Below are 11,682 nucleotides of genomic sequence, written 5' to 3' on the forward strand. Positions count from 1 at the left end.
ATTATTTAGAATAATGGCTGAGTCGTTTTTCTAGTGCGCTTACTTGTTTTTCAATGTCACTGACTTGGTCGCAAAAATAGGCCACTTCTAATGGGCCTGGCGCCAGCTTTAATTCTTCAGTGATCACTTCTGCTAATTGCATTTTTGCTTTATTACTTTGCTTGAAAAGCTGTTTTTTACATTGCTTGGCATGATAAACAAGTTTATGCGCCAACAGATCACCCACTTTACTAGAAAGATGCTCTTCCCAGTCGATGTCCATCTCGGTTAATAACAGTGCAAACTGCTGCACCATTTTAATATCACCATCCACTTCTAGCTGGCCATTTTTGATTAAACCGGTCAGCTGGCTGTTATCTTGTAGATCCAGCAGGGCGAGAAAATTCAAACGAATAAAGCAGTCGGCTTTACCATCATAACGACTGAGTACATCGATTTGTTGGTGACTAATAACAAAATAGAGTGGTTTATTGAGCTCTTTTAATGACACACCAATGATGGTGCCATCGAGTGCTTTGCGTTTCTGTTTCGCACTGGTATCAAGTTGATGTAACTTGTTGACACCTGTTTCTAATAAACCGCAGACAAGGTTATCTAATGGCATAGTTATTCGCTCTTCATGCAAAATAAATGTTAGTTAAGTGCTCAGGCTAAGCGATTGGTGCTTAGTTTGAGCGAAAGCGCTGTTTAGTCGTTTTAGTAAGTATTTTTTAACTAAAAAATATTACATAGCGCGATAGCGTTATTAGTATTTATAACCACGATGTAAGGCAACAATACCGGCGCTTAAGTTAAAGAACTCAGTGCCTTCAAAACCCACATCCGCCATCATCTGTTTTAATGTCTCTTGGTCTGGGTGCATGCGAATACTTTCAGCAAGGTATTGATAACTTTCACTATCATTGGCAATTAACTTACCTAATTTAGGTAAAATATTGAATGAGTAAAAATCGTAAAATTTACTAACAGGTTTGTAGATAGGTTTAGAAAACTCTAACACTAATAAGCGACCACCTGGTTTTAATACACGGTAGATAGAAGCCAACGCTTTATCTTTATCGGTTACGTTACGTAAACCAAAAGCGATGGTTACTAAATCAAAATGATTATCTGGGAAAGGTAATTCTTCAGCGTTCGCTTGAACATATTCAACGTTACCTTCAATGCCTAAGTCGCGTAATTTACTGCGACCCACTTTTAACATTGAATCATTGATATCCGCTAATACAACATGGCCCTCTTGGCCTACGATGCGTGAAAACTTAGCGGTTAAATCGCCAGTACCACCGGCTAAATCTAATACTTTTTGTCCTTTTCGAATACCAGAACAATCAATAGTGAAACGCTTCCAAACACGGTGGATTCCCATTGATAAAACATCGTTCATTACATCGTATTTTGCAGCAACGGAGTGAAAAACATCTGCAACTAATTCAACTTTTTTATCTTCTTCTACTGTTTTAAAGCCAAAATGGGTCGTGTTTTCTTGTTTTTCGCTCATGGGAATCTCTTTTTAAAGTGAGTGCTTAAATTTACCTGCATAGTAACAATTTTTTAGAAGAAAATCGAAAGCTTGATCAATGTTACTTTTTGTTACAGCAAATCAATAACAGTATCGTTAAAATTGATAGATTAAAGATAATTTTTTTGTAATGATTAAACAATCATTTGTGAACTCTTAATTTGGAATTTTGTCATGTTAAAAAACATTAACCCTACGCAAACAAAAGCTTGGTCTGAATTACAGCACTTATTTGCTAATAACTCAGACATGCAAATGTCATCATTATTTTCTCAAGATGAGAATCGCTTTGAGCAATTTTCTCGCACGCTTAATAAAGATTTGTTGATCGACTTCTCGAAAAACTTAATTACCGATGAAATTTTTAACACGTTATTGACCTTAGCCGAAGAGATGGACTTACAAGGTGCTATCAAAGCACAGTTCTCTGGTGAAACCATTAATGTAACAGAAGGGCGCGCCGTTCTGCATACCGCGCTACGTAACCAAAGTAATACACCTGTGATTGTTGATGGTATTGATGTCATGCCACAAATTAATAAAGTACTGGCGCAAATGAAAGCTTTTTGCTCAAAAGTGCATTCAGGTGAATGGAAAGGTTATACGGGCAAAGCGATTACTGATATTGTAAACATCGGTATTGGTGGCTCTGATCTTGGTCCTTACATGGTGACTGAAGCTTTAGGCGCTTACAAAGTAGAGGGTATTCAAACTCACTTTGTATCAAACGTTGATGCGACTCATATTGTTGAAACTCTAGCAAAAGTAGACCCTGAAACAACATTATTCTTAATCGCCTCTAAAACCTTTACTACCCAAGAAACAATGACTAATGCACACAGTGCACGTGAATGGTTCTTGAGCTTTGCTAAAGATGAAAAACATATTGCAGAGCATTTTGCTGCACTTTCAACCAACGCACAGTCTGTTAGTGATTTTGGCATCGATGTTGAAAACATGTTTGAATTTTGGGATTGGGTAGGCGGACGTTACTCAATTTGGTCTGCAATCGGTTTATCTATCGCATTAACGATAGGTTACGATAATTTCGAGGAGTTGCTTGAAGGTGCTCACGAGATGGATAATCATTTCGCAGAAACTGAATTTAAAGATAATATCCCAGTTATTTTAGCGGTCATCGGCATTTGGTATAACAACTTCCATGGCGCTGAATCTGAAGCTATTTTGCCATATGACCAATACATGCACCGTTTCCCTGCTTATTTCCAACAAGGGAATATGGAGTCAAACGGGAAAAATGTAGACCGCAATGGCGACCCGATTGATTACCAAACTGGCCCAATTATTTGGGGTGAGCCAGGAACAAATGGTCAACATGCCTTTTATCAATTGGTTCATCAGGGTACTAAACTGATTCCATGTGACTTTATTGCTCCAGCAATCAGCCATAACCCCGTTGGCGATCATCACACTAAACTACTTTCAAACTTCTTTGCGCAAACACAAGCATTAGCGTTTGGTAAAACTAAAGAGCAAGTAGAAGCTGAATTTATCGCTGCTGGTAAAACATTGGAAGAAGTTGAGCATTTAGTGCCATTCAAAGTGTTTGAAGGTAACAAACCAACCAACTCAATTCTGGTTAATAAAATCACGCCTAAAACATTAGGTCAGTTAATTGCAATGTATGAACAGAAAATATTCACACAGGGCGTTATCTGGAACTTATACAGTTTTGATCAGTGGGGCGTAGAATTAGGCAAGCAACTAGCAGGTCAAATTCTACCTGCGCTTAATACCGCAGATAAAGTGGATGCACATGATAGCTCTACTAACGGTTTGATTAATGCTTGGAAAGCTTGGAAGTAATTAGCTACTTTGAAAAACTAAATATTAGCCGCTTTATATAAGCGGTTTTTTATGCTTGATAGCCTGTTACCAAGTATTGCCAATCTGATTCATTCCATTGAATATGTCGTTTTTTAACTTCTTTAAAAAAAGAGCGCTTTAAGCGAGCTAAATTAGCTGCTTTCCAATTTTCACCCGTTTGCTTGCAACACTTATCAAAGTCGATAATCCAAACCTTACTGACTTTATCGATTAAGATATTATGAATATTTAAGTCGGTGTGGTTTACCTGTAATGAATGCATCTTCTTTATCTGTTTACCGACCTCTTGATATTGCTCGGCAGACAGTGACTTTGTTTGTAGTATGTCAACTAAGTCTTGAGCATCGGGTATTTTTTCACTAAGTAGGTCTGCTTGATAGGTTAATCCTATTTTTACTGCTCTAGCTGCAATTGGGCGGGGAACATGTACACCACAGTTATGAAGCTCAGTTAATAGTTGGAACTCGGCAATGCTACGAGTTTTTTGCCAGGTGGTCAAAAAATAGCTATCGCTAATTAGTTTGCCAAACAAACCACCACGACGATAATGGCGTAAAGCACCTTCAATATTTGCTAATTGTACAAACCAAGTAGTGCCTCGACCTTGCGCAGAACCTATAATTTTTTGCTTTTGTTGCCAATAATCTGCATCGAAGACCTGTTCAGCAGGCTCTGTTAATAAGTTTTCATCAAAGTAAATACATTGCTGTTTATCTTGAATGATTTGCATATAAAGCTCTTTATAATCAGTTTGAAAGCTATTTTACATTAAGCGACTTAAGTTGCATAATTCATTCTACTCAACCCTTAGCTACAAAGGTGATTCACCGTTTATGTCCATATTTTCTAGTGCTCCTAACTCTATCTGTATATTACGACTTTCTGCGATAGGCGATGCTTGTAATGCAGTCTCTGTTGTACAGTCTATTCAACAGCAATGGCCAGAAACTAAAATTACTTGGATCATGGGGAAATTAGAAGCGCAACTGCTTGGTGACCTACCTGATATTGAAGTGATCACTTTTGATAAACAAAATGGTTTTAAAGGCTACCTTGAAATTTGGAAACTTTTAAAAGGACGGCAGTTTGATGCTTTATTACATATGCAAAGTGCACTACGAGCAAGTATTGTTAGCTTAGGTATTAAAGCTAAATACCGTTTAGGATTTGATCTACAACGCAGTAGTGATATGCAGTCTTGGTTTATTAATCATAAAGTCCCTTCACCAAGCTCACCACATGTATTAGATGGCTTTAAAGCGTTTGCTTTAGAGTTAGGCATTAAAGAGCGACCACTGAAGTGGAATATCCCAATCAAAAACGAAGCGATTGAATGGGCTGAAAAACAGATAAATACCAAGCAAACAGTAGTGATAGTACCTGCAGCAAGTAAAGCGTTTAAAAATTGGCATGCTAAAGGTTATGCAGAAGTCATTGAGTACTTACATCAGCAAGGTTTACAGGTGATTTTAGCGGGCAGCCCTGCACCTATTGAGATTGAGTTAGCGGAACAAATTACTCAGTTAACGGGAGATAAAGCAGTTAACTTGGTAGGTAAAAGCTCACTAAAGGAGATGCTAGCTCTAATACAGCAAGCTAAGTTAGTCATCGCACCTGATACTGGTCCTGCTCATATGGCGGTTGCAGTGGATACACCTGTGATTGGTCTATATGCCCATCATAATCCACAGCGCACAGGGCCATATAACTATCGCGATTTTGTTGTAAGTGCTTACCAAGAAGCAATCGAAGATGAAACGGGGAAAAAACTGTCAGAACAGTCATGGCGTGCACGCGTTAAAGATGAGGTAGCGATGAACCGCATTACCAGTGAGCAAGTGATTAAGAAGTTCAAACAGGTTTCTGCACAGTTAGATTTACAAGAACTAGACAAGGTTAACAGATGAAAAAGAATAGCATTGGTGTATTAATGATAGTTAAAAATGAAAGTGCACATTTAGCTGCTTGTTTAGACAGTGTAAAAGACTGGGTTGATGAAATTGTTATCGTTGATTCAGGCAGTACTGATGACACTGCTGAGATTGCTGCAAAATATACTGATAAATTTTACTCACATAATGATTGGCCTGGGTTTGGTAAGCAACGTCAAATCGCACAATCTTATATGGATAGCACCTGGGTATTAGCACTTGATGCTGATGAGCGTGTTACTGAAACATTAAAAGCTCAAATATTGAAGGCTGTGGATAATGGCCAAGATCAGTGTTATAAAATTAATCGTTTAAGCAAAGCATTTGGTAAATTTATTCGCTATTCAGGCTGGAATCCGGACTGGGTATTACGTTTATATCCAAGAGAAAAAGCTACATATAATGATGCATTAGTCCATGAGCAAGTAGCGGTTCCCCAGAATTTAAAAGTAGGTAAATTAAAAGGCGACTTACTGCATTATACTTTTGATAATTTATCTCAATACATCAATAAAACGACGCTATATATTTCAGCCTGGGTAGAACAGCGAGAAGGTAAGAAAAAGTCTTCAATGACTAAAGCGGTTAGCCATGCTTTCTTTAGGTTTATTAAAATGTACCTAATCAAAAGAGGCTTTTTAGATGGTCGACATGGCCTATTACTGGCGTTGTTAAGTGCGAATGTAGTCTTTACGCGTTATGCAGACCTTTGGTTAAGAGAATATAACAAAGGGGGTAAATAACTAATGCATATCTGTCATGTAAACTTAGCTTCGGGTCTTAGTGGCGGTGAGCGTCAAACTTTGCAGCTCATTAAGCAGCAAGTCAAAGAGGGTTACCGGATAACTGTTGTTGCAAACCCTAAAAGCCCTTTTTTTGATGAAATAAAAAAATTGCCAGTGACGTTAGTATTAGCCTCACATTTTACTTTAGCGCACAAAAAATCAGTAACTGATAATTGTGATTTAGTACATGTACATGAAGGCCGTGCAATTTATTGGGCTTGGTTACAAAAAGCTTTATTTAATATTCCTTACATTGTGACACGCCGTATTGATAACCCACTCAAACGCAAATGGTTAGCGGTTAAAGCTTACTCGTCTGCTAGCGCTGTGGTTGGTTTAAGTCGTGCAATTGTGGCAGAAATACAAAAGAGCTACCCTCAGATAACTACTTATAAAATCCCCAGCTCACCTGTCAGTTATTTATCTGATACAAGTACTGTTGAGCAGTTGAAAAAACGCTTTTCAGGTAAGTTTAAAGTAATTCATGCGGCGAACTTGCTTAAACATAAAGGTCATGAAGTCGGCATTGAAGCGGCTAAATTATTAGAAAAAATGGCACCAGAAATTCAGCTGATTTTCTTAGGTGATGGCCCTCAGCGAGAAAGCTTAGTTAAACAAGCTGAAGGTATGAGTAATGTTAGCTTTATGGGTAAACAAACGAATATGGGGGATTGGTTTACAGCTACAGATTTATTGATTCATCCGTCGCATAGTGAAGGTTTAGGCTCTGTTATTTTAGAAGCTATGGTTGCAGGTTTACCTGTCATTGGTACTAATGCTGGTGGTATTCCCGATATTATTGACGACCAACAGTCTGGCTTATTAATTGAAGCAAATGATGCCAAGCAGTTAGCTGATGCCATTTTAGCTGTTTATCAGCAACCTGAATTACGTAAAAAGTTAATTGCTGGTGGCCAAGTCAAATTACAGCAGTTTGATATTGTCACAACCAGTATTAGTTACCGTGAAGTTTACGAAAATGTTATCAATAAGATGATCCAGGTTAGAAAGTAATTTATTTCGTTGAAATAGTATTTTCCCAATAAGAGAGGAAAATGCCATTTAGAAGAATAAACAGGGCTAGACCGACATAATGTTCGATTGTTCACTATTTGGTTATTATCGATTAATTTGAGCTAATGCCAATGAGCTTACTTTATCAACAGTAATCGCGTTAATACATTTTTCATTTTCATTAGGAACAACCGCCCATGAATTTTCATGAGAATAAAACCATTCTGTCATTGTATTATATGGAGATAATTTTTCATCTTTCCAGCCCCATAAAGTGATCAGTGGAACCATTAACATTTGGAAAATATGTGTGGGCCCGCAGTCATTGGCAATGGATAGTACGGATAATTCTGCTATATCTATTAATTGGAAAATATTAGGGCTCTGATGCAACCGGACAGGAATATTAACTATATGACTAGGAATACTGTGTTTATAATGCGCTTCATCGGGTCCTAGAATCCAATTAATCGAGGTTAACGTTGCATTGCTTTGTGCAATAGACTCAGCCGTTGCTAAGTATTTATCTAAATGCCAGCGCTTATACTCACCCGCGCCGCCACCAGGTAATAGTGTTAATTCTGTTTTATTTTTTACGCTAGATTTTGTTGCCAATGAGCGAATAATGTCAGGGGTGTAATCTGTGCTCTTAATGGAATTTAATAAGGCTAAATGGCTATTTGCGATATACTGAAACCCTTTGCTAATTTGTATATGTTTTTGATAGCAGTGTTTATGTATTTTTTTATTACTATGTCCAAAGGTCACTTTTACATTACTTAACCCTATTGCTGCGTGCACTTTATCTGAGCCTGAATATAAATTGTAAATGACATCATATTTTCTTTCGTTAAGTGCATTAACTAATTGAAAAAAACTAAATTTTTTATAGTTAATGAGTGTTTTAGATATATCAACTGTCAGCAATACTTTGCTTTGTTCAAACTTTGACCATATTTCTATTTCAGCATTTGGATATTCTTTTTGTAACGCGCATAAAAAAGGTAGCTGGGTTAGAATATTGCCAAAATGTGGCCTACTTGGGATAAATACTGCGATTTTCATTGTTATTTTCCTTTACACCGTACATTAAACCAAACAATAGTGGATAAATTATTTTGCAAACTCTGACATTAAAACAAAAAACTCATAGCCATGGCTGGTTTATTTTAATCAATAGTATCATTGCTATGGCTATTGCTACACGATATTTCACTTTTTTACCTGAAATTCCAACCGATATTTTAGGGCTGAGTTTTCTACTTTCAGGCACATTCAGCCAAATGGTCTTACTTGCTAGTATTGTAGGCTTAGTTGCCTTTCCTGCTCTTTTTATTAAGAATAAAAAACTGCGCTATGGTAGTCAAGCTTTGGTCGCTTCATTGGGTCTCGCAGTTTTATTTATTGATACATTCGTATTTGCACAATACCGGTTTCATATTAATGCAGTAGTACTCGAATTAGTGTTATCAGGCCAAGTAGTGAGTTTTCCATTAACAACTTGGTTGATGGTTATTGGGGTTGTTATTACGCTAGTAGTTAGTCAGTACGTGTTAATCGCTTGGTTAGAGAGTCCTGCTGCTCTGACCCAATATAAATTGGGCCGTAAATTCGCGATTATTACCTTTTTTACATTGCTATCTACTCATGGGATTCATATATGGGCGGCTGCTAATGCATACCGACCTGTGACAACCGTCAAACGCTATCTGCCGGTATTTTATCCTGCAACATCAACAAGCATGATGAAAAAGTATGGTTGGATTGATGCAGAGGCGATTGCTCGCCAAGATTCAATGAAGATGAGTCATAAAAGTGATTTAAGTTATCCACTTAATCCATTACAGAAAGAAGTCGTTGATAAACCAATTAATATCATGTTTTTAGTTATCGACTCTTGGCGTGCAGATACATTTAATGCAGAAAATACACCGAATATGTGGGAGTACGCTCAATCTGGCGTAATCTTTAATAATCATATCGCCACTGGTAATGCGACTCGAACGGGTATTTTTGGTCTGTTTTATGGTATCCCTGGTACTTATTGGCATGCTTTTTTGGCTAATCAAAAGTCACCTCTCTTAATTGATCGTTTACAAGAATTAGATTACGAGATGGGGATATTTGCAGCTGCTCAATTAGAGAAGCCTGAATTTAATCAAACTGTATTTAAAAACATTCCTAATTTACGTATTAAATCGGAGGGGAATTGGCCATCAGAGCTAGATAAAGACTTAACGAAAGATTGGTTGGAGTGGTACAGCAAGCGTGATACGTCTAAGCCCGCTTTTTCATTTTTATTTTATGATGCTCCTCATGGTTATGACTTTCCTAAAGATTACCCCCACCGCTATGAACCAATGCTAGATGAAATTAATTATTTAAAGTTAAATAACGATAGTGACCCCACTCTATTTTTAAATCGCTATAAGACCAGTGTTAGCTTTGTAGATAGTGTAGCTAAACAGGTGCTAGATAAATTAAAAGAAACAGGGGATTTAGCTAATACGTTAGTAATTATCACAGGTGACCACGGGCAAGAAATAAATGATAACCGCCAGAATTTCTGGGGACACAATAGTAATTTCACCAAGCCTCAGGTGAATGTACCATTTGCTATTTTTGGGCCAAAAATCAATGGTCAAATGCTAGATTGGGCTGAGAATGATTTAACTAGCCACCAAGATGTAGTACCAACTTTAATGAAAAATTACTTAGGTGTAACTAATGATATTAAAGATTATTCGGTTGGTGAAGACTTACTTAGCAAGTCTGTAGAGCGTAATTGGATTATATCTTCCAGCTATAGTGGTTATGCGATCATAGAAAAAGAGTCCATTTTAGAGATAGGTGCAACAGGTCAATACCAATTGTTAGATAAAACCAATCGACCAATCAAAGATGCTCAATTGAATTATCAGCATCTACAAGAAGCATTAGATCAGATTAGTCGATTTAGTAAGTAGAGAATAGAAAAATGAGGTATTCAGGTCTAATTGAACTGGATACTTTAATTTTGGATAAGACTATAGAGGTGAGCATGAATACAGAACTTATACCTGTGAATTTAAAACGGGAGCGTTAATCAGTGGTAAGATTATACTATTCAGAAGTGGTATCAGTATTGGGTATCACAACAAATATTATCTACAGCTGGACAAAAATCTGAATAACATGCGAAGTCAACTGCTCCGTAGAATAGGCTAGGGTATCACTGTGGCTACTTAGTTATTATGCACTTCAATTAAGCAAAAAAATTAACATTTGTAAATTTCTTTTAAATTATTATATTTTTGTTCAAATCTGGAAAGCATTATTTCTTTGTTTCTATTCACATTTACCACCTCACTTTTAATGTTTTTTGCTAAGTTTTGAAAAGAATTATAACGTCCAATATTAATGCCTTCGGCATCCGTTAATTCAAAAAAATTAGGAGATGATTCCTTTACATGTACAACACCTCTGCCCATGCTCAGGTAACTTCTAGCAGTAGACATGCTACCACGACCTTGAATAATTAGATGGGAACACGACATAATCAGTGCATTATAAGTAATGGCATTTGTAGCGGTAGGGTACGATACATCGATATTACAGCCTTGAACATGACGTAAATAACTCAAATATAGGTCTAACATAACACGAAAATATCTCTTCTTCTTATAAGTAAAGATAAGGCACTTAAAATTTGGAAATACTTTTTCTTTCTTTAAACATTTGATGATCGAAACCACTTCTGTTAAGGAAAAAACTCCTCTTTTAGCTCCAATGAAAATACTTTTTTCTGGCGCTGTATATTTTGTAGGATCCCTATATAAGGTTTCAAAAGTATCCCATAAACTCGATGGTAGAGATTTAAATGCATCTCGACCATCAATAAATTTTAAATCATCTCTTTTAAGAATTAATTCGACTTTTTCTTTGAAATAAGCTTCAGGTGCAATAAAATTCTTTACTTTACTTAATACATCAATAACATTTTCATCTACATTATTAGATTTTGTGGGACGAAGTGTACCGAACTCAGTAGTAGTACTTAGCCATCTAGCAACTTCATCATCTGTTAAATGAATATAAGTTTTATCGATAAAAGAATCAGTATAATCAAATAATTTTTTTATAAAAAATCCATTTGATTTATTGATAGATATAAACGTAAGTGTTTTACATTTACTTACTCCCTCCACATCACATTCATTATACAAGTAGGTATCAACACTATATTTTTTAAGTGGGTGCTCAATAATATTTTTTAACGAAATAAAGACGATATCGTTTGGATTAAAGTCGCATTTATTAATTAACATATCTACATATAATTCAGTAAAGCTATTACTTGGATCACCAACAACTATATTTTTATTCGTAAACATTACTCACCGTAACCTAGTTTTAAATGTGTATAATTTAAATTATATCCTTTTTTATTCTTGCTTATACCTTTATTTACGAGTTACACACCTATCAATATTACATAAATACCATTCTTAAAGATAAAGTATCTAGATTATTAGGCGACAATTAACTTGACCGGTTCGCGACAACTACCTTGGCTGGTTTTGGTAAACTTCAGGCATCTTTT

Annotated in this window: 10 protein-coding genes; 5 read left to right on the plus strand and 5 right to left on the minus strand. The window is 36.3% G+C overall.

Features of this window, described 5'->3' with window-relative positions; genetic code table 11:
- Position 1: 1 nt before the first annotated feature.
- Both CXF74_RS15520 and ubiE read right to left on the minus strand, forming a co-directional pair.
- Positions 2-604: a ubiquinone biosynthesis accessory factor UbiJ gene (locus CXF74_RS15520; RefSeq protein WP_101083444.1), complete on the minus strand. Its 603-nt coding sequence runs from the start codon at positions 602-604 to the stop codon at positions 2-4.
- A 141-nt stretch (positions 605-745) separates the two neighbouring features.
- Positions 746-1,501 (minus strand): bifunctional demethylmenaquinone methyltransferase/2-methoxy-6-polyprenyl-1,4-benzoquinol methylase UbiE, encoded by a 756-nt coding sequence (gene ubiE / locus CXF74_RS15525; RefSeq protein WP_101083445.1) that lies wholly within the window; start codon positions 1,499-1,501, stop codon positions 746-748.
- A 195-nt stretch (positions 1,502-1,696) separates the two neighbouring features.
- On the opposite strand from ubiE, the gene pgi reads away from it, so the two are divergent.
- Positions 1,697-3,349 carry a glucose-6-phosphate isomerase gene (gene pgi / locus CXF74_RS15530; protein ID WP_101083446.1) on the plus strand — a complete coding sequence of 551 codons (1,653 nt, stop codon included), beginning with the start codon at positions 1,697-1,699 and terminating at the stop codon, positions 3,347-3,349.
- Positions 3,350-3,398: 49 nt separating this feature from the next.
- Here pgi and CXF74_RS15535 read toward each other — a convergent pair whose 3' ends face one another.
- Positions 3,399-4,100 carry a 3-deoxy-D-manno-octulosonic acid kinase gene (locus tag CXF74_RS15535; protein ID WP_101083447.1) on the minus strand — a complete coding sequence of 234 codons (702 nt, stop codon included), beginning with the start codon at positions 4,098-4,100 and terminating at the stop codon, positions 3,399-3,401.
- Between the two features lie 103 nt (positions 4,101-4,203).
- Between CXF74_RS15535 and CXF74_RS15540 the strand changes: the two genes are divergently transcribed.
- Genes CXF74_RS15540 through CXF74_RS15550 form a run of 3 tightly spaced genes read left to right on the plus strand, consistent with a single transcriptional unit; the run spans position 4,204 to position 7,100 of the window.
- A complete protein-coding gene (locus CXF74_RS15540) occupies positions 4,204-5,277 on the plus strand; it encodes a glycosyltransferase family 9 protein (protein WP_101083448.1) in 1,074 nt (357 codons plus the stop codon).
- Positions 5,274-6,044, plus strand: coding sequence for a glycosyltransferase family 2 protein (locus tag CXF74_RS15545; protein ID WP_101083449.1), 771 nt, complete (start codon positions 5,274-5,276; stop codon positions 6,042-6,044). Before CXF74_RS15540 ends, CXF74_RS15545 begins: the two co-directional genes overlap by 4 nt.
- 3 nt (positions 6,045-6,047) lie before the next feature.
- Complete coding sequence (locus tag CXF74_RS15550; RefSeq protein WP_101083450.1) at positions 6,048-7,100, plus strand: glycosyltransferase family 4 protein; 1,053 nt, start codon at positions 6,048-6,050, stop codon at positions 7,098-7,100.
- 105 nt (positions 7,101-7,205) lie between these two features.
- Here the strand turns inward: CXF74_RS15550 and CXF74_RS15555 are convergent, their stop codons facing one another.
- Positions 7,206-8,165, minus strand: coding sequence for a glycosyltransferase family 9 protein (locus CXF74_RS15555; RefSeq protein ID WP_101083451.1), 960 nt, complete (start codon positions 8,163-8,165; stop codon positions 7,206-7,208).
- A 53-nt stretch (positions 8,166-8,218) separates the two neighbouring features.
- On the opposite strand from CXF74_RS15555, the gene CXF74_RS15560 reads away from it, so the two are divergent.
- Positions 8,219-10,066 carry a DUF3413 domain-containing protein gene (locus CXF74_RS15560; RefSeq protein ID WP_198552875.1) on the plus strand — a complete coding sequence of 616 codons (1,848 nt, stop codon included), beginning with the start codon at positions 8,219-8,221 and terminating at the stop codon, positions 10,064-10,066.
- Positions 10,067-10,357: 291 nt separating this feature from the next.
- On the opposite strand, the gene CXF74_RS15565 is transcribed toward CXF74_RS15560, so the two are convergent.
- Positions 10,358-11,473: a hypothetical protein gene (locus CXF74_RS15565; RefSeq protein WP_101083452.1), complete on the minus strand. Its 1,116-nt coding sequence runs from the start codon at positions 11,471-11,473 to the stop codon at positions 10,358-10,360.
- Between the last annotated feature and the right edge of the window lie 209 nt (positions 11,474-11,682).

The sequence above is a fragment of the Psychromonas sp. Urea-02u-13 genome (genome assembly GCF_002835995.1).
In the GTDB taxonomy this organism is placed as follows: Bacteria; Pseudomonadota; Gammaproteobacteria; order Enterobacterales; family Psychromonadaceae; genus Psychromonas.

Excerpts from the sequence above, each read along its gene's own strand:
- CXF74_RS15535 (WP_101083447.1), bottom strand. The coding sequence starts at position 4,100 with ATGCAAATCATTCAAGATAAACAGCAATGTATTTACTTTGATGAAAAC.
- CXF74_RS15555 (WP_101083451.1), bottom strand. The coding sequence starts at position 8,165 with ATGAAAATCGCAGTATTTATCCCAAGTAGGCCACATTTTGGCAATATT.
- CXF74_RS15540 (WP_101083448.1), top strand. The coding sequence starts at position 4,204 with ATGTCCATATTTTCTAGTGCTCCTAACTCTATCTGTATATTACGACTT.
- CXF74_RS15550 (WP_101083450.1), top strand. The coding sequence starts at position 6,048 with ATGCATATCTGTCATGTAAACTTAGCTTCGGGTCTTAGTGGCGGTGAG.
- ubiE (WP_101083445.1), bottom strand. The coding sequence starts at position 1,501 with ATGAGCGAAAAACAAGAAAACACGACCCATTTTGGCTTTAAAACAGTA.
- CXF74_RS15565 (WP_101083452.1), bottom strand. The coding sequence starts at position 11,473 with ATGTTTACGAATAAAAATATAGTTGTTGGTGATCCAAGTAATAGCTTT.
- pgi (WP_101083446.1), top strand. The coding sequence starts at position 1,697 with ATGTTAAAAAACATTAACCCTACGCAAACAAAAGCTTGGTCTGAATTA.
- CXF74_RS15520 (WP_101083444.1), bottom strand. The coding sequence starts at position 604 with ATGCCATTAGATAACCTTGTCTGCGGTTTATTAGAAACAGGTGTCAAC.
- CXF74_RS15545 (WP_101083449.1), top strand. The coding sequence starts at position 5,274 with ATGAAAAAGAATAGCATTGGTGTATTAATGATAGTTAAAAATGAAAGT.